22 protein-coding genes and 1 pseudogene are annotated in these 22,288 nt (G+C 38.5%); 10 read left to right on the top strand and 13 right to left on the bottom strand.

Annotated elements, in window-relative coordinates; genetic code table 11:
- Positions 1–170: 170 nt before the first annotated feature.
- Positions 171–1,169 (top strand): cysteine synthase A, encoded by a 999-nt coding sequence (gene cysK, locus MKL33_RS05750; RefSeq protein WP_270906644.1) that lies wholly within the window; start codon positions 171–173, stop codon positions 1,167–1,169.
- A 56-nt stretch (positions 1,170–1,225) separates the two neighbouring features.
- On the opposite strand, the gene MKL33_RS05755 is transcribed toward cysK, so the two are convergent.
- The 4 genes and pseudogenes from MKL33_RS05755 to MKL33_RS05770 form a co-directional block, all read right to left on the bottom strand.
- Entirely contained in the window at positions 1,226–1,834 is a 609-nt protein-coding gene (locus tag MKL33_RS05755; protein WP_199985841.1) for a lytic transglycosylase domain-containing protein, read from the bottom strand.
- 280 nt (positions 1,835–2,114) lie between these two features.
- Positions 2,115–2,349: pseudogene (locus tag MKL33_RS05760) on the bottom strand (DUF2798 domain-containing protein).
- Positions 2,350–2,353: 4 nt separating this feature from the next.
- Positions 2,354–2,920 carry a flavodoxin family protein gene (locus MKL33_RS05765; protein ID WP_270906645.1) on the bottom strand — a complete coding sequence of 189 codons (567 nt, stop codon included), beginning with the start codon at positions 2,918–2,920 and terminating at the stop codon, positions 2,354–2,356.
- A gap of 16 nt (positions 2,921–2,936) precedes the next feature.
- Positions 2,937–3,422 carry a DUF2938 domain-containing protein gene (locus MKL33_RS05770; RefSeq protein ID WP_119685525.1) on the bottom strand — a complete coding sequence of 162 codons (486 nt, stop codon included), beginning with the start codon at positions 3,420–3,422 and terminating at the stop codon, positions 2,937–2,939.
- 81 nt (positions 3,423–3,503) lie between these two features.
- Here MKL33_RS05770 and MKL33_RS05775 point away from each other — a divergent pair, with 81 nt between their 5' ends.
- The 4 genes from MKL33_RS05775 (at position 3,504) to MKL33_RS05790 (ending at position 8,724) form a co-directional block, all read left to right on the top strand.
- Complete coding sequence (locus MKL33_RS05775) at positions 3,504–3,908, top strand: helix-turn-helix domain-containing protein (protein ID WP_032005802.1); 405 nt, start codon at positions 3,504–3,506, stop codon at positions 3,906–3,908.
- A gap of 150 nt (positions 3,909–4,058) precedes the next feature.
- Positions 4,059–5,318, top strand: a complete 1,260-nt coding sequence (locus tag MKL33_RS05780) for an esterase-like activity of phytase family protein (protein WP_161283097.1) — start codon at positions 4,059–4,061, stop codon at positions 5,316–5,318.
- A gap of 212 nt (positions 5,319–5,530) precedes the next feature.
- The gene (locus MKL33_RS05785; RefSeq protein WP_270906646.1) at positions 5,531–7,909 is read left to right on the top strand and encodes a YgiQ family radical SAM protein; all 2,379 of its coding nucleotides are present in this window, start codon (positions 5,531–5,533) and stop codon (positions 7,907–7,909) included.
- A gap of 314 nt (positions 7,910–8,223) precedes the next feature.
- Positions 8,224–8,724 carry a DUF2726 domain-containing protein gene (locus tag MKL33_RS05790; protein WP_014208143.1) on the top strand — a complete coding sequence of 167 codons (501 nt, stop codon included), beginning with the start codon at positions 8,224–8,226 and terminating at the stop codon, positions 8,722–8,724.
- 154 nt (positions 8,725–8,878) lie between these two features.
- Here MKL33_RS05790 and MKL33_RS05795 read toward each other — a convergent pair whose 3' ends face one another.
- From MKL33_RS05795 to creB, 5 genes are all read right to left on the bottom strand, one after another.
- Entirely contained in the window at positions 8,879–9,232 is a 354-nt protein-coding gene (locus tag MKL33_RS05795) for a RidA family protein (RefSeq protein WP_014208144.1), read from the bottom strand.
- Between the two features lie 75 nt (positions 9,233–9,307).
- Positions 9,308–9,511 (bottom strand): hypothetical protein, encoded by a 204-nt coding sequence (locus MKL33_RS05800; protein WP_014208145.1) that lies wholly within the window; start codon positions 9,509–9,511, stop codon positions 9,308–9,310.
- Positions 9,512–9,558: 47 nt separating this feature from the next.
- The gene (gene creD, locus MKL33_RS05805; RefSeq protein ID WP_014208146.1) at positions 9,559–10,962 is read right to left on the bottom strand and encodes a cell envelope integrity protein CreD; all 1,404 of its coding nucleotides are present in this window, start codon (positions 10,960–10,962) and stop codon (positions 9,559–9,561) included.
- A 75-nt stretch (positions 10,963–11,037) separates the two neighbouring features.
- Positions 11,038–12,504, bottom strand: coding sequence for a two-component system sensor histidine kinase CreC (gene creC / locus MKL33_RS05810; RefSeq protein ID WP_069037027.1), 1,467 nt, complete (start codon positions 12,502–12,504; stop codon positions 11,038–11,040).
- Between the two features lie 3 nt (positions 12,505–12,507).
- On the bottom strand, positions 12,508–13,230 hold the full coding sequence (creB, locus tag MKL33_RS05815; protein WP_270906647.1) for a two-component system response regulator CreB: 723 nt from the start codon (positions 13,228–13,230) through the stop codon (positions 12,508–12,510).
- A gap of 177 nt (positions 13,231–13,407) precedes the next feature.
- Here creB and MKL33_RS05820 point away from each other — a divergent pair, with 177 nt between their 5' ends.
- A complete protein-coding gene (locus tag MKL33_RS05820; protein ID WP_002121660.1) occupies positions 13,408–13,524 on the top strand; it encodes a hypothetical protein in 117 nt (38 codons plus the stop codon).
- A 4-nt stretch (positions 13,525–13,528) separates the two neighbouring features.
- Here MKL33_RS05820 and dinB read toward each other — a convergent pair whose 3' ends face one another.
- From dinB to MKL33_RS05840, 4 genes are all read right to left on the bottom strand, one after another.
- Positions 13,529–14,584, bottom strand: a complete 1,056-nt coding sequence (gene dinB / locus MKL33_RS05825; protein ID WP_057070641.1) for a DNA polymerase IV — start codon at positions 14,582–14,584, stop codon at positions 13,529–13,531.
- Between the two features lies 1 nt (position 14,585).
- A complete protein-coding gene (locus MKL33_RS05830) occupies positions 14,586–15,344 on the bottom strand; it encodes a glycoside hydrolase family 25 protein (protein ID WP_270906648.1) in 759 nt (252 codons plus the stop codon).
- 76 nt (positions 15,345–15,420) lie between these two features.
- Positions 15,421–16,812, bottom strand: coding sequence for a multidrug transporter subunit MdtD (mdtD, locus tag MKL33_RS05835; protein WP_069122032.1), 1,392 nt, complete (start codon positions 16,810–16,812; stop codon positions 15,421–15,423).
- 171 nt (positions 16,813–16,983) lie between these two features.
- Positions 16,984–17,607, bottom strand: a complete 624-nt coding sequence (locus MKL33_RS05840; RefSeq protein ID WP_270906649.1) for a TIGR00730 family Rossman fold protein — start codon at positions 17,605–17,607, stop codon at positions 16,984–16,986.
- A gap of 326 nt (positions 17,608–17,933) precedes the next feature.
- Between MKL33_RS05840 and MKL33_RS05845 the strand changes: the two genes are divergently transcribed.
- From MKL33_RS05845 to niaP, 4 genes are all read left to right on the top strand, one after another.
- The gene (locus tag MKL33_RS05845) at positions 17,934–19,523 is read left to right on the top strand and encodes a TerC family protein (RefSeq protein ID WP_002121643.1); all 1,590 of its coding nucleotides are present in this window, start codon (positions 17,934–17,936) and stop codon (positions 19,521–19,523) included.
- 72 nt (positions 19,524–19,595) lie between these two features.
- The gene (locus tag MKL33_RS05850; RefSeq protein ID WP_270906650.1) at positions 19,596–20,063 is read left to right on the top strand and encodes a YchJ family protein; all 468 of its coding nucleotides are present in this window, start codon (positions 19,596–19,598) and stop codon (positions 20,061–20,063) included.
- A 45-nt stretch (positions 20,064–20,108) separates the two neighbouring features.
- The gene (locus tag MKL33_RS05855; protein WP_002121256.1) at positions 20,109–20,753 is read left to right on the top strand and encodes a trimeric intracellular cation channel family protein; all 645 of its coding nucleotides are present in this window, start codon (positions 20,109–20,111) and stop codon (positions 20,751–20,753) included.
- A gap of 80 nt (positions 20,754–20,833) precedes the next feature.
- Positions 20,834–22,153: a niacin transporter NiaP gene (gene niaP / locus MKL33_RS05860; protein ID WP_068930527.1), complete on the top strand. Its 1,320-nt coding sequence runs from the start codon at positions 20,834–20,836 to the stop codon at positions 22,151–22,153.
- The last annotated feature ends 135 nt before the right edge of the window (positions 22,154–22,288 follow it).

Raw genomic sequence — 22,288 nt, forward strand, 5'->3', positions numbered from 1 at the left:
TGATGGTAGTGTGGGGTTACCCATGTGAGAGTAAGTCATCGCCAGCTCATTATTCTAAACACCCCCGTTCTAACGAATGGGGGTGTTTTTTTATTAGGGGAATTTGTATCGTCAATTCTTTATATGATTATAATGGAAGAAATTCATATCAAGTCTAATAAGGATATAACATGTCTACCGATCAACAATTCCCAACACCCAATAATTTAGGTATTGCAGTTTATACAAATAATGCAGAAGCTATTGGTAATACTCCTTTAGTTCGCATCAACCGTTTAATTAAAACTGGTGCAACTGTATTAGCGAAAGTAGAAAGTCGTAATCCTGCCTTTTCTGTGAAATGCCGTATTGGGGCTGCACTTATTGCAGATGCAGAAAAAAGAGGTGTGTTGAAAGAAGGCATGCATATAGTTGAACCAACTAGTGGTAATACAGGGATTGCATTGGCTTTTGTTGCGGCAGCGAAGGGTTATGCAATTACTTTGACTATGCCAGCCAGCATGAGTCTTGAACGTAGAAAAGTGTTAAAAGCTTTAGGTGCTAATTTAGTTCTAACTGAACCGGCGAAAGGGATGAAAGGGGCGGTTGATGAAGCGGTACGATTAGCAACTGAACAGCCAGATGTTTATTTTTTGCCACAACAATTTGAAAATCCAGCCAATCCACAAATTCATGTGGACACAACTGGCCCAGAAATTTGGCAAGCAACAGGTGGGCAGATTGATATTTTAGTTGCTGGCGTAGGTACTGGAGGTACGATAACGGGTATTTCTCGTTATTTTGAACAGGTCCAAAATAAGCCATTGTACTCAGTAGCAGTTGAACCTGCTGAGTCTCCAATTATTACTCAAACTAAAAATGGTGAAAGTATTACGCCTGCACCTCATAAAATTCAGGGGATTGGTGCAAACTTTATTCCAAAAAATCTTGATTTGGATTTGGTTGATGAAGTCTTACCAGTGAGTAGTGGAGAAGCAATTCAATGGGCGAGAAACTGTGCAACTCAAGAAGGTATTTTGGTAGGTATCTCAAGTGGAGCTGCCTTGGCTGCTGCAGCTAAAATTGCAGAGCGTCCTGAAAATGCTGGTAAAACAATAGTTGTTATTCTTCCTGATAGCGGAGAACGTTATTTATCTTCTGTTTTATTTGAAGGTTTATTTGACGAATAAAATTAACTATGTAAAAAAGCCCATTAATAGATGGGCTTTTTTTATTTGATCTGAATTTATAATGCACTTTTTAAAGTTTTCTGATGACGTTTCACAGATCGAGCATATTTTTTTGCTTTGTGTCGTGTCCAGAAGCTTCGCTCATATCCAGTTGGTCCCACATTATAATAAGCTGTTGCCTTGAACCAACTATCAGCTGACTGATAATAGTGATTTAAGATATAAGCACCACATTGAATATTAGTAGTTTCATCATACAAATTCCCAGCACAAGTTTGTTGCCAATAACTCGGAATAATTTGAGTTAAACCGACAGCACCAGTAGGAGAGCGAGCATTACTATTGTAACTAGACTCTTGCCTGATGACTGCTGCGAGTAAAAGAGGGGGGACATTATATTGGTCAGCACTTTGAATAATCATTGGAGATAGCCGATTGGCTGTACTCGCTGGAACAGAATAAGCTTTTTGTAAGCCAGACGAGAGTTTATTGGAGCGCCAAGAAAATGAGCCACTGTTAGGTCCTAAGCTTGTACACCCTGTCATTATTGTCATCAATACAATAATAAAAAATTTGAGGCTAAAGCGGTGTAATTCTGATGGCTCAAAATGATCTTGAGCTAAAGATGAGGTAAGCAAAATACAAAACCAATAATCAAATTTCAAATGAAATGATGGTATTCAGCCGTACTTATCGGATCAATATAAGTTCTGTTGCTCAGCGCATCCATAAAGTAAGAGTTTTGTATAATTGAAATGAAAAAACCCCGACATCCTGTCGAGGTTTCATCGTATTCAGCTTTATGTAGCTAACTCCTGTCAACTACCGCTTCCTGCGTTCTTATTCTTCTTCAATGAGACATCCTGTCTCTCTATGATTTATATACTATGAAAAAACACTAAAGCCGAATATCCGCAAATCACCGCAATTTTTGTACGTTTTAACTTACAGGCGTATTTTTTCAACTTTCTTAAATATGATGTCGACTAATTTCTGGGCTATAGGAGCACAAATCAATACACTTGGAAAAGCTAATATCCATGCAATAATCCAAGCTGATACCCATAATGAAACGAAGTGATGATTTAGCCCTACAGCCTTGAAAGTTGAAATACCTGAAAACTATAAAAGACATCATTCCTGATAAAATTAAGAGGAATAAAAGTTTCTGTGCTTTCATGGCCTTATATTCCTTGATAAGCATTTAAGGTCAATGCAAAATTTTCTCCAAATTGTTGAGCAGTTTTAATATCTCCTTCATCAAAACCATCTGCATTACTGCCATGTTCAGTCTGAGCCATTAAGCCTGACCATGAACCGAGACGATTGGCTGCTTGCGTATAAGGAATGCCTTGGTGCTGTTCAGGCATGATTGGATTACCGACCCATAACATGCCGTGTTGCATACAAAAGGTGAAAATCGAAATTAGCGTGGATTGTTTATCACCAGCAGGAAGAGATGAAACGGTAAATCCAGCCGCTAATTTTCCTTTAAAACTTTGTTTTTTCCATAATGGACCAGTTGCGTCCATGAGTTGTTTTAACTTCGAAGACACACCACCTAAATAAGTGGGGGATCCCCAAATTAAGCCGTCATATTGGATGAGAATTTCTGGGCTGTTGATAATATATTCAGTATTGAGTAAATCTGCTTTCATATTTTTATGGCTCAAAATACCAGTTTGAATTTGCTGAGCAATAAATTGGGTGTGACCTTGGCGGCTATGGTAAATGATGGCAACAGTCTTCATGAGCAGTCCTTTTTCTTTAAATTTGAAATAGTTTTGCAGTGAGATATAAGCCACAACCAAAAACACTATGGTTCATCAAACTTTTTAGACAGTTTAAAAAAGGATGAGGTTTTTTTGATGAAGCAAAGCCACTACCCATCGCAGGTTGCATAATAAAAAATGGAATGAGGACGGTGACTACACCAAATAGAAGTGCTGAATAAAACTGAGGTTGGCTAAGCCAAGTTGAACCAATAATGAAAAGAAAACTCAATGCAAAGATAATCCCAACACTATAGTGAGCAACCCAGCCCAATAAATATTCACCCTTAATTCGAGAGCTTTTTGCAATAGATTGATGGATGAGTTTCCCTTGAAATATCCAACCAACCCAGCGGCCGAGGAAGGCAAAATTTAAGGTCGGAATTTTGAATATCTTTAATATTAATAGCCAAATATCCATAAATATAGTGGCCCCAATACCAAGATATAAAGCTTGAAAAAACAATGTAGAGGTATTCATTTTTACACCTTGCTTTTATACGTATGAAACGTGATAAATTTATTGTGCAAGTTCAAGTTTACTTGAAGTCAAGAGGTTATTATGGATATTGGTGAAGTTGCTAAAAAGGCAAAAGTCACAACGGCTACACTACGTTTTTATGAAGAGAAGGGATTAATTAAATCGATAGGGCGGCAAGGCTTACGTCGACAATATGGCAAGCAGGTCATTGATCAATTGGCATTAATCTCTTTAGGTCGTGCTGCGGGTTTTTCTTTAAATGAGATTGCTGCAATGTTTGGACAAGATGGTAAGCCTGAACTTGATCGGCAAAAATTAAAAGATAAAGCTGAACAATTAGAGCAAATGGCAAAACGATTGCATTTTATCAGCCAAGGATTAGAACATGCTGCTGTATGTCCTGCTGAAAATCATATGGAATGTCCAACTTTCCAAAAATTTTTAAAAGCAGCAATTGCTGGAGAATATCAGCCAACAAAACTTTAATCAGTTCTTAGCGAAGAGGTCGAATTTTTGAGGTTGTATTAAATAGTTAGTCTTGTCATATTTTCGCCATAAAGATTTCATCTTTTTGAAGTAAAAACTTCATATAAGCTTGATTAAATTTGCTTAATTTTTTACCAACTGTATAAAACCATGAGCAAAAAAACATTAGCGGTATTATTATGCTGCGCCAGTTTAGGATTGGCAGCATGTAATGATGATAACGACCAAGAACAAACTTCACCCTCTGAAAACGTTACTGAACCAACCTTAATTTCTTTTGCTAAGTTACCTGTAGAAACTTATGCTGCTGGTCCAGACTCTGGTGCCTATGTAAAAGGTGCAAATGGAATTTATCCTCCATTTAAAGGTCAGCCTGTACAGGGGTTTTCTGCTGCATTAAAAAATGAAGATGGCAGTTATATGGCAATGGCCGATAATGGTTTTGGAACTCAAGATAATTCAGCAGACTTTTTACTTCGTATTTATAAAATAAAGCCTGATTTCAAAACTAAAGCTAAAGGCACGAGCCAAGTTACTGTACAAAGCTTTATCCAACTGCGTGATCCGAATAAATTAATTCCATTTAATATCGTCAATGGTGATACAGCTGAGCGTTTATTAACGGGCGCTGATTTTGATCCAGAGTCAATGCAACGCACTAGTGATGGGACTTATTGGATTGGAGATGAGTTTGGACCTTATTTACTTCATTTTTCAGCAGATGGCGTGTTATTAGATGCGCCGATTGCTCTGCCAAATCCGTTAAATCCCACTCAAGAATTACGTTCACCACAAAATCAGTTTAATAAAGCACAAATTAATTTTGTAGAACCTCTAGTTCAACAAAGTGGTGGTTTTGAAGGAATGGCGATTTCGCCAGATGGGCAGTATCTTTACCCTCTTATAGAAAAGCCAATTAAATCAATTCGGGAAACAGAAAGACAGTTGCTGATTTCGCAATTCGACCTGAAGAAAAAAGCGTATACAGGGAAATATTATTGGTTCCAGTTAGACAGTAAGGCAACCAATATTGGTGACTTCCAACTCTTTAATGATAAAGAAGGCATTATTATTGAACGTGATGCAACACAGAATAATTTAGGCGGATATAAAAAATTAATTCGTATCAAATTAAATGAGTCAGGCCAGCTAGTCAGCCGTGAAGATTTGGTTGATTTAATTAAAATTGCAAACCCGAATATGCTGTATAGCACAGCTAGAGCAGGGGATATTGGTACGGGACAGGTTTTTGCTTTTCCATTTGAAACCATTGAAGATGTAATTATTGAAAATGGCACCACGCTGACGGTTTTCAATGATAATAACTTCCCTGGTTCGACAGGACGTAACGCAAAACTGGCTGACGATAACGAGATTATTCAGATTCGTTTGCCAAAAGCTTTGTTTTAAGCTCTATAAATAAAAATTAAAACTGCGGCGGATTTTGTTCCGCCGTATTTATTCTAAGAATAAAATATTGAGTAAAGTTTAATCAAATTAATTTCTATATTGTTGTTTTCGCATGTTTTATAAACAGGGAAAATGAATGGAATTCATGTTAAAATGATCGGCTTTCATCTTTAGATGTCTCTCCTCCATCTGCTAGCCGAGATTCGCAAGCCATGTCTACTGCCTACACCATGCAGACTGCGCCCAAAGCGCTGTTTGATTACGACAAATATTGGGCGTCGTGTTTTGAACCCGCACCATTTTTGCTGATGTCACGAGAAGAAATGGACCAACTCGGCTGGGATGCATGTGACTTTATTTTGGTTTGTGGCGATGCTTATATCGACCATCCATCGTTTGTATCGGGTGTGATTGGACGTGTACTTGAAGCACAAGGTTTCCGTGTCGGAATTATTGCGCAGCCAGACTGGACCAATGTTGAAAGCTTCCGCGTTTTAGGTAAGCCAACGATTGCTTGGGGTGTAACCGCAGGTAATATGGATTCGATGATTAACCGTTATACGGCAGATCGTAAAATCCGTTCTGATGATGCATATTCTCCAAACAATGAACCGAATAAACGTCCTGACCGCGCAGCAACAGTTTATTGCCAACGGTGTCGAGAAGCATTCCCTGATGTACCTGTGTTATTGGGTGGTATTGAAGGCAGTTTACGCCGTATCGCACACTACGATTATTGGTCAGATAAAGTCCGTCGTTCGATTTTGATGGACTCAAAAGCCGATTTGCTCATGTACGGTAATGGTGAGCGTGCCATTATTGATGTAATGCATCGTTTGGCTAAAGGTGAGAAAATCCACGAGATTACAGATGTTCGTGGTACTGCATTTATTATTAATAAACATAATAAAGCATCAAAAGCAAAGTTTGTTGAAGTTGCGAGTAATGATGTAGATACGGTTGGGCGTGTTGATCCAATTATTAACCCATATGTCATGACAGAAGATATTGACGGCTGTGAGGTTGAAAAAGAAAAGGGTAACTCTTTAGCTCAGTATCAAAACTTCCAAAAAGAGATTGTTGCAAACCCGATTGTGCGTGAAGGCGACAAACTCGATGACGACACTCAAATCGTTCAATTAAAGCCAGCACCATCAAAAGCAATTAAACACAAATTACCACCACGAGAGTTGGCGGTTATTCGCTTGCCTTCTTTTGAAGAAGTGGCAAATGATCAAGTGCTTTATGCGCATGCAAACCGTATTTTGCACCTTGAAACTAATCCGGGTAATGCTCGTGCACTCGTTCAACGCCATGGTGAACGAGATGTGTGGATTAACCCGCCTCCAATTCCTCTAACTACAGAGGAAATGGACTATGTGTTTGATCTTCCATATGCACGTTTGCCACATCCTACTTATGGTGATGCTCGTTTCCCTGCATTTGATATGATCAAATTCTCGGTCAACATTATGCGTGGCTGTTTTGGCGGCTGTACATTCTGTTCAATTACAGAACATGAAGGGCGTATTATTCAAAACCGTTCGGAAGATTCGATCTTACGTGAGATTGAAAAAATCCGTGATACGGCACCAAACTTCACCGGTATTATTTCAGATTTAGGTGGCCCAACAGCAAACATGTACCGTTTGCACTGTAAAGATCCTGAAATTGAGAAGAACTGTCGTAAACCTTCTTGTGTTTATCCGGGTGTTTGTCAAAACTTGCATACGGATCATGCACCTTTAGTACAGCTTTACCGTAAAGCGCGCGCTATTAAAGGTGTGAAGAAAATTCTGATTGGTTCTGGTTTACGTTATGACCTTGCGGTACTCAACCCTGAATATGTAAAAGAACTAGTACAACACCATGTTGGTGGTTATTTAAAAATTGCTCCTGAACATACCGAACAAGGTCCGTTATCTAAGATGATGAAACCGGGTATTGGTACGTATGATCGTTTCAAACAAATGTTTGACCGTTTTAGTAAAGAAGCAGGAAAAGAGCAATATTTAATTCCTTACTTTATTGCTGCGCATCCGGGTACTTCAGATTATGACATGATGCACCTTGCAATTTGGTTGAAAAAGAATGGTTTCCGTGCCGATCAAGTACAGACGTTCTATCCCTCGCCAATGGCAACTGCAACAACCATGTATTATTCGGGCAAAAACCCGCTTGCTAAAGTCGCTCGCTATACTGAAAAAGTTGATATTGTAAAAGGTGAAAAACGCCGTCGTCTGCATAAAGCATTCTTGCGTTATCATGATCCAAACAACTGGCCATTACTTCGTGAGGCCCTAAAAGAGATGGGTCGCGCAGATTTAATTGGTAATTCGAAGCAGCATTTAATTCCGACTTATCAGCCAAAAGGCACAGAAGGGGAATATAAGTCTGCTCGTAAGAAAAATTCGTCTACAGCAGGTGATTCGGTTAAACGTAATAATCAGCAAACGAATAATCATTCGAATCAGAAGCGTCCACAAAAAGGACAGGTTCTAACGCAACATAATGGTTTACCTCCTCGTGAAACAGGAGAAAAAAGACCGTTTGGCGGGAAAAGTAAACCTAAATCTAAAGTTCGTGGATAATGATAAAACAGGCTCTTAAATAGAGCCTGTTTTGTTTTTTATGACTCTATTTAAATCGTATAATGAGATTTTTTAGGATTTAAAGTACAAAAAACGTAACGAATAATGATAAATAGTCAAAATCTGACGAGCTGCACTTGATTGTTATTGATTCTATGATTATAAATAATGTGAGGGTGGCTAAATTTAAGCCAAGCTTGATAACTACAAGTGAAATTACTAAGTGAACCTTTTAAAAAACGGCTGTGTCGTTATCAATTAAAACAAAGTGTGATCTAGCAAAATCATTATAAAAAACTTAAAGGATTAGGCCCATGTATTATTTAATCACGATCTTATTATTATTTTTGGTTGTTGTTATGGCAGTGAAAAGTCTGTCACGAAGGCATCAACATGATAGTGCCTTGAAGCGCCGTGCAGTTTTAACTAGTCATGAGCAAATGACCTTAACCAGACTACAAACAGTTTTGCCCAAATTTACAGTATTGGCTCATGTGTCTTTTGATGCACTTTTAACTACAAAATACGCGCATACACGCCGTAAATATCAGAATATGTCAGCTGATTTTGTTGTGCTTGATCAAAATTATCAGGTGGTTGTAGTCGTTGTTCTGGGGGAAAATGGTTTACGCCGAGCGCATCAACAATATGAACGTCGTCTATTACAACTGGCTGGCTATCGTGTGTTACATTATAGCGGCGTGCCTGATTATCATGACTTAAGAAGAGATTTATTGAGTCCTGAATCAGAGTTGGCAACTTTACATGCGACACCGCAGCTAGAAAGAATGTCAAACGCTTTTGTGAAGTCTTAGACGCTATACCCAGATGTCATAGCAATTTAATTTTAGGACTCATTAAAGAAGATTTGAATAAAATGCTGAAATTAAAACTTCTAAAATCATAAAAAAACTGAGCACTATCCTAATCAATATTGCTCAGTTTTTTATTGATTAAAATCAATGAAAATTATGGAAGGACCGCAACAACCGTCATTTCTACAAGCACGTCTGGCGCATAGAGTTTTGATTCTACACATGTACGTGCTGGTGGGTGCCCTTCGCTAATCCATGCATCCCAAACTGCATTCATAGCTGCATAATCTTTTTCAATATCTTTTAAGAAAATCATGACAGAAAGGATATGGGTTTTATCTGTTCCAGCTTCTGCCAATAGACGGTCAATATTATCTAAAGTTTGTTGAGTCTGCCCTGTGACATCTGCGCTTGTATCATCGGCGAGTTGCCCAGCTAGGTGTACCAAATTACCTGAAATCGCAACTTCGCAGTAGCGTGAAGTAACGTGTAAACGCTGCACAGACATAAGTTTTACCTGATATAAAAACGATAGAAAAGATTGTACTTGATACAATTCTAATGCAGTGTAAATTTCTTTAAATTAGGCTGAAAAAGTTTCTATTTCCATTAATTTACGCTGTTTGAAAATAAGAATAGAGCGGTATTGTGGGCAAACAATAATATTACCTAAATTTAAAAATTGGATTTTGGCGCGCCGAAGCTGATTCAAGCAAGCTGCAACGGAGCTTTGATTTGGACACAATTGTTTGAGTTGATTTAAAGCTGATTTGGTCGTTTGATACATCGTAAAATCCTAATTTTAATATAAAAATTTAACTTCGTCTGATAGATTTAGATGCGCTGTTGTTCGGACTGATACCAATTAACATGGCGTGTGATGTACATGACACATGCAATTAGTATGAACGAGAGAATAGAGCCAAAAAGGAAGGTCTTGCCGCTGGATTGTAGTAATAGATACATCATGCCGTATAAAGCACTGAGCAAAACACCGAGGAGTATGGCGGCTTTAAAACCTTGAACGACGAAGTATAAATACCAAGTAATCAAGCCAATACATGCAACTGCCGCAACGAGGTAGGCTAGGCCAAAAGCATAATATTCACTTATAGATAGAAGCAAAACAAAGAATACACCTTGTGCCATAGCCACCAGAGCGTACTGAACAGGATGAATTTTAAGACTTTTCAAAACTTCAAATAAGAAGAAGCAACCAAAGGTAATAATGATCACCATAATGCCATATTTGATGGCACGATCAGTTTGGGTATAAATATTAACGGGTTCTAAAAACTGCGTTGAAATACCAGAAATGTTGTTTGAAGATGTATCTGAAGCAGCATAAGCAGCTTCAACATCACTGATCAGATTGCTTTGAGTATTTACAGCTTGGTAAAAACACTGACTATTTGCACAGGTTGAGAGACGATCTAAATTACGTTTACCTAAAGCAATATTTTTCCAGTCAGCTTCAAAGAATTGTTTTTTGCTCAGTTTCTTAAAAGGCAAACTTTGACCATCGTATTTGACATCTCCCCAATTGCCTTTAGCTTGATAGGTCATCTCGTAACTGGTTGGAATAAAGGCAAATTCGCTTAAACCTTCTAAATCAAATTGCAGACTAAAGCTAAAACCTTTTTGCAATTTTAGGATCAGTTCAGGATATTGCTTGCTGGTGATATGAAGAAGATCAAAGCCATGTTGACCTTGGCTTTGCGCAGAAAAGTCAAATTTATAATTTTTTCCATCAATATTAAATGTTGGCTTGGCGTTTAGACCGCGAGCATCTTGGATAGGAAAAATGATTTCAGCTTGATCCCAAAGATAGTTGCGTTGTGATTCAAGCATTGTGCCTTTAAATACACCTTTACCTAACATGTGATTTTGATAACTAATTGCTTTATACATATTGCGTTTGTAAGTGCTATCAGAAACTTTAAACTGAGCTTTCCAGTCCGTTGATTCTGCCCCTAGGGAGACAAATAATGTTTGTATACAAGCGTAAGTTTTCTTTTGCTCATCAGTACATATGGTTTGAACTTGATAAGGGATTTTTAAATATGGTGCGATCACTTGTTGGGGACGAATTTGTTCTTTTGCAATGTCTTGAATTACTTGTTGTTGATAGCTTTGGCGTTCATCTACCAAGTTTGAAATAAAAAACAGGCCAATATAAAAAATCAAAATTAGGAATAAAACCGCTCCTATTTTAAGATTGATAAAGTTTCTACGCATAGTGGATTCCATTGTCATTCTGATATGACCAGTGTCTCGAATCGATATGCGTTTTAAATGAGTTGCAGTTGAAGCTTATGTGAAGTTTTGATGAAGTAAAATTTTTACCAATACTCCCGATTTGTGTTGCTTTAAAAAATCCAAATAATTTTCAGGGATATTTTGAATAGTGATATGACCTTGATGCTGTTGGATAATCTGCTGCACGATACTTAGTCCGATACCTGTACTTCTTTGCTGGTTATGCGGACGTGGTAATGAAAAATAGGTTTCAAAGACACGATTTAAGGCATATTCAGGAATGGCTTCACCTTCATTGAATAACAGAATTTCAATTCCATCAGTGGCGGTATTTTTCCTGAGTTGAATGGCGATAAGGCCATACTCAGAACAAAAGTCTCTTGCATTATCTAATAGATTATTGATGGCTTGTTTAAGCCAAAATAGATCAGCATAAATTGTACAATCTTCAGGAAGATTCAGCTTTATTTGAATTTGTTTAATTTGAAAAATACTGTGTTGTTGAGTCAAACAATCTCGAATTAGTTTTAATAAATCAACATTTTGGAATTCTAAAACATGCTGATTCTTCTCTAGGCGTGTCAGCAACAGCATTCGTTCAATGAGAGATTGCAAGCGATGACTTTGCTCAACAATATGTGCAGCAAATTGTTGTTGATCTTCTAAGGGTAGATCATCTTGTAATAGTTCTGCACTGGCTTGAATCGCTGTGAGTGGACTTTTCAATTCATGGGTCAGAGTATTTACATAATTTTCGACATAAGCACGATCTTCTAGTTTCTCTCGCATTTCACTGAGCGCTTGAGTCACTTGGTTCAGCTCTTTTGCAGAATAGAAAAATGGAGCTTGATTGACAGGTGCTAGTGCTTGAGCATAACGACGTACTTTATCAATACTGTGTCTTAACCAATATGCCACCATGCTTGCAAGTAATAAGCTGAGTGCAGCGATCCACAGCGCTTGATAAATCAGTTGACGTTCTGCACGTGTAATATAAGGTTGCACGGATTGATTTGGCTTACCAATACTGACCACACCTATTAATTGGTGTTTGTAGATAATCGGCGCAGCGATATACATTACACTGCTGTTTCGGTCATAAGGTGTGGTTGCAGTAGAACGAGCACCGTACTTACCTTGTAGGGTTAAATAAACATCATTCCATTTTGAATAATCTTGCCCAATGGCTTGATCTTCTGAGTCGTAGATTACTATGCCGTGCTGATCTGTTATATAAAGTTGTTGATTAATTTCATCTTTTTTATGCTGCCAAATTGTAGCATTCAGTTGGCGAGATAATGCTGCTTGAATTTTTTGATCAAATTCGGGCGTACTAACTTGTTTTTGTGCTACATCTTCTGCAATCAGTTGGGCAATAATATTGGCATTTTCAGCAAGTGTATCTTCGACCACTTGGCGGACATTTGGTTTGACCTGTTGGTTTAATGTATAAGCAATAAAGCTTAGGCTCAGTACCACCACTAAGCTAAAGAAAAACCAAATGCGGATAAAGATGGACATTGATTAACCTAACTTCACTAGACTGTATCCGAACCCTCGATGCGTCCGAATAGGATCATTATCAGGGGTAATTTGTTTTAGTTTTTGCCTTAAACTTTTGATATGTGTATCGACTGTGCGTTCTAAGCTATGCTCAGGATGTTCCCAAATATGATCCATTAATTGCTGACGGCTAAAGACTTGTTCAGGAGGTTGAATCAACAAAAATAATAATCGATATTCATAACGTGTCAGTTGTAATGATTTTCCAAAATATTGAATTTGCAAAGATTGTGGTTTGCATGACCATATCGAGCATGGAGCAATTATTGCAGCCTGAGAGATTGGATTTTGACTTGAATTACTTTGTATTTGTACTTCCATTCTACGCCAAATGGCTTTAATTCTAGCCACAATTTCCCTTGCACTAAAAGGCTTTGTACAATAATCATCTGCGCCAATTTCCAAACCGACAACTCTATCAATTTCATCATCTCGTGCCGTAAGAAATAATAAAGGTGTTTGAGATTTTTGGCGTAGTTGTTTGCAGACTTCAAAGCCGTTAAGATCAGGTAAACCGATATCTAAAATAATAAAATCAAAAGCTTGTTCTGAAAGATATTGTAATGCTTGAGTCCCCGTATTTGCCCAACTGACATTCCAGCCTTCACGTTCAAGCGCATAACGTAGAGGAAGAATAATCGCAGCTTCATCTTCAATACATAAAATTTGTTTAGGACTCATCATGGTTAACTAATTAATATGTTGTAATTTTATTGAGTTAGTTTAACGGAAGATACGGTAGAGAAATGCTGTAATATTAATTTTTTATAATTCTTTATAAGATAAAGGGCACATTTGTGCCCTGCAATATTCGGATTTGGTCGTCACGCCAATCACAGGACGATATGCCGAAAGTAAAGGTTGCTTTGGCATGTTGCAAATACATGGGTAATGAATATGCGTGGATTAGGTTACTCTAAAGTTTCAGTAAAAGGGAGTCTATTTTGTTTAAAAGTTGCTCTTTTGAGTGAAAAGTAGTCAATTACCAGAGGTTAAGCTGGAAGTCATCAGCTTGCGTTTGTAATTGATAAACGCCTATACCAATCAAGCGAAACTGGAAATGTTCGGGTATCTGCATTTCATTTAACAATAAAAATAAAACTTGGATTAAGTCCTGTAGCGACTGGATCGGTCTTTTAAAGCTTTTACTATGTTGTAGAGTCTGAAAATTCTTGAGTTTAAGTTTGATATTTACACCACGTGCATTGAGTTTTTTTTTCTCTAGTGTTTGCCAGACTTTTTCAGCTAATCCATGCCAATAGGGCTGGCATTGAGCCAAAGTAAAATCACTATCAAAAGTTGTTTCTTTCGAAATTTGTTGGCGAGCTCTTTCAGCTTGAACGGGTCTATGGTCAATGCCCTGAGCATATAGATAGAGTTGTTGTCCGTATTTACCAAAGTGGTGAACCAAAACAGCTTCTTCAATTTTCTGTAAATCACCTAAGGTATGTAGCTGAAGCTGTTGTAATTTTTCCTGAGTGACTTTACCCACGCCTGGAATCTTTTTAAGCGGAAGGTCTTGAATAAAAGTAGCAACTTGCGAAGGTTTGATTACACATAAACCATTAGGTTTGTTCCAGTCGGAAGCAATTTTTGCCAAAAACTTATTTGGTGCTACACCAGCCGATGCAGTAAGCCCAGTTAATCTAAAAATATCTTCTCGAATGTGCATAGCAACTTCAGTTGCACTCGCAATTTGTTTTAAATTTTCAGTGACATCCAAATAAGCTTCATCCAAAGATAAAGGCTCAATAAGTAGCGTATATTGCTGAAAGATCGAGTGAATTTGAGCGGAGACCGTACGGTATTTTTCAAAATTTGGTTCAATAATGACAACTTGAGGACATAGTTTTCTTGCCTGACTCATCGACATGGCAGAACGCAAACCAAATTCACGGGCAGGGTAGGAGGCAGCAGCAATCACAGCTCGCGGGTGATGCGAAGAAATAACGACGGGAAGATGCTTTAGATCAGGACGCTCTCGTAATTCGACCGATGCATAGAAGGCATCCATATCGATATGAATGATTTTGCGCATATTATTGTGCTTTCACGATGCCTTGCTGCTGTAAAAAATGATGCCATTCTTTGACTGAACCCTCATAAACATTTAAGTCTACTGGTTTTGTCATGCCTTCAATTTTACCTTGATTACTATGCTGCCAAAAGAGCCATTTTCTTTTGTCTTTTAGCTCAGGTTTCCCTTCGTAATCTCTGACCCAAAGCGGTGTATCAGGGAAACTTCCTATTAATACAATGTGGTAAAAAGTTTTGGAAATATAAAAGATAGGCTGTTTGCCATAATGCTGTTTTAGGCGGTCATGCATGATGCCTATTTCTTTAAGTAATTGTTCTTTGGTGTGCGCATTAATACAGTTTCCGTCATATTCTAGATCGACAACAGGAGGAAGGGCATCGGCTTTGTTGGGTACAGCCGAAATAAAGTTATCTGCTTGCGTTTTACCATCACGGCATAGACGATAAAAGTGATAAGCGCCTACATGAAACCCATGTTCACGTGCCTTGAGCCAATTTTCCTGAAATTTTGGATCTTTGTAATCGCCGCCTTCGGTCGCTTTTAAATAGACGAATTGGAATTTTTCCGGTGATAATTTTTTCCAGTTAATATCACCTTGATGATGAGAAACATCGAACCCTTGGACTGGGTAATCCTGCGCAATAGCTTTTTGTTGATAGAACAAGCCAAAATAAGCTAAGACTCCCATAACACAAGCTAAGCCAATTCCGATTAGAGTATTGTGCCGTGATGTGAAAAAAGTTTTAGCCAGTTTGCTCATTCAAAACTCGTTAAAATTTGAAGTCGACATCATAGCGTGATTCGCGAGTGAGAAACCATGCTAAAAATGCAACCGCTTATACAGACGTATCCTTTGGAATTTGCCAGAAAATAAATGCAGTAATGACATTGATACAACCGAGACAAATGAGAGTGACATGGAATGCAGTGGTTACATGAGCTGGGCCATAATAATTGGTAAATACGTTAATGAGGGTACCTGCCAGTGCAACACCAATACTCATTGATAGCATCATGATCATCGACAAGAAACTATTACCGCTACTCGCATCTTGTTGAGGCAAGTCTTTCAAGGTTAATGTATTCATGCCAACAAATTGCAGTGAATTTAATGTGCCAAACAAGAAAAAGTGCAAGGCTCTAAACCAAGTTGGAGTATCGACGGTCATGATTGCAAAAGAGGCAATACATAGCCCAACTAATGTTGTGTTAATGAGTAAAAAACGTCGGTAGCCAATTTTTTGAATAATAGGCCTGACAATTGGCTTTGAAAATAATGAGCCCAAGACTAATGGAATCATCATTAAACCAGCAATGAAAGGTTCAAAACCAAAAGCAACTTGTAGCATGAGTGGTAAAACAAAAGGCAAAGCATTACCACCAAAGCGAGCAAAGAAATTACCTAAAATACCAATCGCATAAATTTTGTTTCTAAAGAGTCGGCTACGAAATAATGCATTTTGATGAGTATGTGAATGATAGGCATACCAAAGCGTTGCGATTATTCCGACGACTAACAGTGAAATACTAAACCATTTTGAATATTCAGGTGAGGCTAGATGTTCAATCCCTAAAGACCAGCCAATCATGGCCACGACTAATAAGATGAAGCCACCCAAATCAAATGTTTTGACCGAGGGTTCTTTTACATTCGGCATGACTTTTAGTGTCATTAATATGCCAAGTATGCCCATAGGAATATTAATCAGAAAAATCCAGTGCCAAGTTGCAACTTCAACTAACCATCCGCCCAAAGTTGGACCAGCCAAAGGTCCGAGTAAACCTGCAAGGCTCATTAAGCTCATCGCAGCTAAGAACTGAGTTCGAGGAATAATTTTTAAAAGTGATAATCGGCCAACAGGAAGTAGTAAGGCGCCGCCTATGCCTTGGATGACTCGGAAAAATAACAGCTCATTGAGACTCTGAGAAAGACCACAACCTAAAGAAGCCAGAGTAAAAATTACGATTGCCGACAAGAAAATATTTCTAACACCAAAGCGGTCTGCTAACCAGCCACTTAAAGGAATACAGGCAGCAACCGATAATACATAGGCCACCACTACACTGTGCATGCGTAAAGGATCTTCATTTAGATGATGAGCCATCGCAGGAATAGCAGTATTTACAATGGTTGTGTCCAAGGCCTGCATAAAAAAGCCAATAGAAACCAAAAGAACGAGTAAGCGATATTCGGGTTGCAAGGCTTGGTGAGTCGGCGTGGCATTCATAACATTTGAAAATTAACGTTTTGGTCTAGTGTAAAACAAATTGAATTTAAAAGAAGTAAGCCAATGTTGAATACCCCTTTACTAAATCTGAGTTCTTTTGAAGGTAGAGGTGAAAATAGTTAAAACAAAAAAAGCGGCAGAACCGCTTTTTTAAATAGAATAGGTGGACAACTAGACAACAAATCTTTTTGGCATTTTTAAGTTTTTAATGACGTTATAAATTTGATCAACATCATCACATACAATTAATTTAGCTCGATGTTGAAGGGGAAGGAAACCTTCTTGAACTGCATGGTCTAATTGGGCAATAAGTGCGTTATAAAAGTCATTTACGTTATATAAAATCATGGGCTTTTGATGTTGGTTGAGTTGGCCCCAAGTGGCTATTTCCAATATTTCTTCAAATGTTCCTAAACCACCCGGCAACGCAATAAATGCACTTGCACGTTCTGCCATCATGGCTTTACGTTCATGCATGGTTTCTACGACATGTAATTCAGTTAGGCCTGCATGTGCGACTTCATAATCAAGCATAAATTCAGGGATCACACCCACAGCTTCTCCGCCGTTTGCAAGAACGCTCTCTGCGACTTGTCCCATTAAACCGATACTGGCACCGCCATAGACTAATCCAAAGCCTTGTTCAGCGATTCCATGAGCAAGTTCAATTGCTTTTTCTCGGTAGATTGGGTTATTTCCTGCACGTGAACCACAATATAATGCAATAAGAGGTTGTTTTGTTTTTACAGCTGTTATTGGTGAATCATTTACTGCCATTGTTAATACGCTATTCATTGTTTTATTTTTACCTTATCACGTTCATATTTCTTGTCTACAGTAAGCAAAAGATATGACAACTTTATAAGCAGATTTATAAGAAAGATTCATGTTTTGTATGGGTTTGGTGAATGCTGGTTATGTACAAATAAAAATGATGAATTTATGTTAAATCTTGCCTATACTAAAAAATCGTTTAACAACATATGAACAAATATGGGTAGTGGTTGTAGTCGCTCCGTTTTAATTTCTTGTCTTAAAAAAACATTTTCCCCCCTTTGTATAGGCGCGCCTGTTGTGTTGCCAAATAAAGATAAAATTCAAACAACACAGGAGCAGGATCAATGATCTTTGAATGGATGTCTGATCCCTCTGCTTGGGTGGGTTTAGCAACTTTAATCGTTCTTGAAATTGTATTGGGGATCGATAACCTCGTTTTTATCGCGATTTTGGCTGAGAAATTGCCGCCAGAGCAACGAGCTAAAGCACGTATAGTCGGTTTGGTACTCGCATTAGGAATGCGCCTTGTACTCTTAGCCTCGATTGCTTGGGTCGTGACACTGACTGAGCCACTCTTCCATATTTTTGATCATCCATTCTCTGGTCGTGATTTGATTTTGTTATTCGGTGGTGTGTTCTTATTATTTAAAGGCACCATGGAATTGCATGAACGGATGGAAGGGAAACAACTTCATAAAGAAGATAATCCTGTTCATGCTGCATTCTGGATGGTTATTGTCCAGATTGTTGTGCTTGATGCTGTATTCTCGTTAGACAGTGTGATTACAGCTGTAGGTATGGTGAAAGAGCTGTCAGTCATGATGGTTGCGGTTGTTATAGCTGTCGGAATCATGTTGTGGGCATCAAAACCACTCATGGACTTCGTCAATAAACATCCAACAGTTGTCATTCTGTGTCTTGGCTTCTTGATGATGATCGGTTTCTCTTTGGTGGTGGAAGGCTTTGGTTTCCATATTCCGAAGGGCTATTTATATGCTGCAATTGGCTTCTCGGTTTTGGTAGAAGTTATCAATCAGAGCATGCGTCGCAATCAGGAAAAGCTAGTTACCACTACAGACTTGCGTTATCGCACTGCCTCTGCGGTTTTACGTATGTTAGGCAGTAAAAATAGTAGTTCTTCAGATACTCAATCTTCTGATAAAGAAGATGTATTAGCGACGCAAGCTTTTGCTGATGAAGTTTTTGACGAAGAAAATGGTGCTTATCACAGTGTGCTTGTACAAGGTGTGCTTGGTTTATCAGAGCGTCCTGTAAAATCTGTTATGACTCCACGCCCTGAACTTGAGTGGATTGACTTAGACGATGAACCTGAAGTTTTAAAAGAACGTTTAATGTCGATGACACATTCTCGTTTGATCGTTGCACGTGGTGAGCTTGATAATATTGAAGGTATTGCGCTTACGCATAAAGTTTTAAATAACTTTATTGAGACAGGTGTAATTGATTTCCAAAAGCATCTACGTGAACCTGTGATTGTGCATGAAAATGCTCAAGTGCTTATGGTGATGGAGCAATTGCGTCAAGCACCTTTACAAATGGCGATCGTATTAAATGAATATGGTTCCATCGAAGGTATCGCAACACCAATTGATATCTTAGAAGCAATTGCTGGCGAATTCCCTGATGAAGATGAGTTAGACGCTGCTGCTGAAAGCTTGGCAGATGGTTCATTAATGCTTGAAGGTTCAACTGATATTCGCCATGTATCACTTTTATTAGGTCGTGATCTCGTTGACGAAAGTGAACAGTATTCAACTTTATCGGGCTACTTGTTATTCCATTTAGGCCGTTTACCGGAAAATGGCGAAGCTGTTGAGGCAGACGGTTATCGCTTTGAAGTGATTACGATGGAAGGTCATAAAATTGAGAAAGTTCATATTGTTTCTATCGAGCAAGATGAATCAAAAGATTAAATGACGTTTTAAGTCTAGAAACATCATAAAATAGCTCAACTCTGAGCTATTTTTTTATTTGAGAAGCACTAAATGACCCAACAAACTTGTCCATGTGGAAAAGGCAGCTATATAGAATGTTGTGAGCCTTTACATTTAGGCACAGCCAAAGCACTAACGGCAGAGCAGCTTATGCGTTCACGTTATAGCGCTTTTGCATTACAGCAAATTGATTATATTGTGCAAACGACTGCTTTAGGTCAGCAAACAGCACTAGATAAAGATGCCATCGCAGAGTGGAGCAAACAAAATCAATGGTTGGGTTTAGATGTAGTTAACTCCAACGAAAAGTTAGATAAAACCCATGCACAGGTTGAGTTCAAGGCTCACTATCATGATAGACAAAAAGCCCAAATTCATCATGAGGTTTCACATTTTGTTTATCACCAGCAAAAATGGTTTTTCCTCGACCCAACGGTCGATATGAAGGTCACGATGAAACAACCTTGTATATGTGGTTCAGGAAAAAAATTTAAGCAATGCTGTGCACAATTTCTGTAAGTTTATCTTAAAATACGCCCACTGTTTGGCCTGAGGGAAAGGGCGATGTTACTCACCGTTATTTATATTATTGCGATTACTGCGGAAGCCATGACAGGAGCATTGTCTGCTGGTCGACGGAGTATGGACTGGTTCGGTGTCGTACTGATTGCCTGTGTGACTGCTTTAGGTGGTGGTTCGGTGCGAGATGTATTGCTTGGTCACTATCCTTTAACTTGGGTAAAACATCCTGAGTACTTGGTTCTGACCTGCTGTGCTGCATTTGTCACAATTATTATTGCCAAATGGATGCGTCATTTACATAACATCTTTTTGGTGCTCGATGCTTTAGGCTTGATTGGTTTTACAATTATTGGTTGCCAGATTGCTTTACAAATGGGGCATGGTTTTGTCGTATCAGCAGTAGCTGGGGTGTTGACTGGAGTATCTGGCGGTATTTTACGTGATATTTTATGTAACGATGTCCCGTTCGTTTTCCGTCGTGAACTCTATGCGAGTATCTCTTTTGTGGCAGTCATCTGTTACTGGGTTTGTCAGGATTTAGGATTAAGCCTAGAGTTAACCGTTATTTCAACTTTAATTTTTGGCTTTACCTTACGTCTGATTGCAATCTATTTTGGCTTAGAAATGCCTAAATTTATTTATAAAGATGACGATGCAGAATCGGCTTCTTCAACTGACGAACATTAATCATGCAGAATTCGATGTGAGCATGCTATAACAATAAAATATATTGTCTTGCTCACTTATTTTTCCAGTAGAGTTTTCCTATGGATCTGGTTTCACGTATACAAAATCTTCCAATTGGCAAATTTCACTACACATTACTGTGGGTGGTTGGTTTAGGTTGGATGTTTGATGCGATGGACACCGGTATCATTGCTTTTATCATGACAACGCTTGTTAAAGACTGGGTATTAACGCCAGCAGAAAGCGGTTGGATTGTGAGTATCGGTTTTGTAGGAATGGCTATTGGAGCTGTTTGCTCAGGAGCTTTAGCAGACCGCTTTGGCCGCAAGACAATATTTGCAGTTACCATGGCCATCTATAGTATTGCGACTGCCTTATGTGCCTTTGCTCCAGACTTAAAGTGGTTATTAATTTTCCGTTTTATTGTTGGCCTTGGACTTGGTGGACAGTTACCCGTTGCAGTGACATTGGTGAGTGAATATATACCTGCCCATGTACGTGGTCGTTTTATCGTCCTACTCGAAAGTTTTTGGGGTTTGGGCTGGTTAGTTGCTGCACTCATTTCTTATTTTATTATTCCTAAATTTGGTTGGCACATTGCATTTCTTATGGGTGGCCTCCCACTGATTTATATTTTAGTAATTTGGAAAAAACTCCCTGAATCCATACCTTACCTGATTAACCGTGGACGTGTTGAAGAAGCACATGCATTGGTTCAAAAATTAGAAGCTCAAGCAGGCGTTCAAATTGTTCACCATATTGAAGTCGTGCCTGTAGCCATGCGACAAAAAGTCTCTTTTAAACAACTTTGGAGTGGTCAATTCGCTCGCAGAAGCTTAATGCTTTGGCTCATCTGGTTTGGAATTGTGTATTCCTACTACGGTATCTTTACGTGGCTGCCAAGTTTATTAGTGAAACAGGGCTATGACATTGTTAAATCTTTTGAATATGTTTTGCTTATGATTTTGGCGCAGCTACCAGGCTACTTGGCAGCGGCATGGTTTGTAGAACGATTGGGTAGAAAAATTACACTTGCTGCATTTATCGGGTTTTGTGCCTTATCTGCATATTTCTTTGGACAAGCCGATAGTGTAAATAGCATTATGTTTTGGGGTTGTCTTATGTCCTTCTTTAATTTGGGTGCATGGGGAGTGTTATATACCTATACACCAGAGCAATATCCAGCCAACATTCGGGCTTTTGGTTCGGGCTGGGCATCGGCAATGGGCCGTTTAGGTGGAATTTTGGCGCCGATAGTCGTCACTCATATGATGGTTTCCAAAAATGGGTTTAGCCATGTTTTTATGATGTTTACTATTGTTTTACTTTTGGTTGCAGCTGTAATTTTAATATTAGGTGAAGAAACACAAGGTAAAAGACTAGAGTCGATAGGTCTCTAGTTTGCCTAACTTTATAGCAAGTAACTAAAAATATAGAGAGATGAGACATAATTTGACGCTCAGGTGACAGAGTCCCTCTTGTGTCTGTAACATAGCCCACTTAGCATAAGACTCACTTAAAATAACGACTGATTT

The organism is Acinetobacter sp. AOR43_HL (assembly GCF_027854635.1).
GTDB lineage: Bacteria > Pseudomonadota > Gammaproteobacteria > Pseudomonadales > Moraxellaceae > Acinetobacter > Acinetobacter pittii.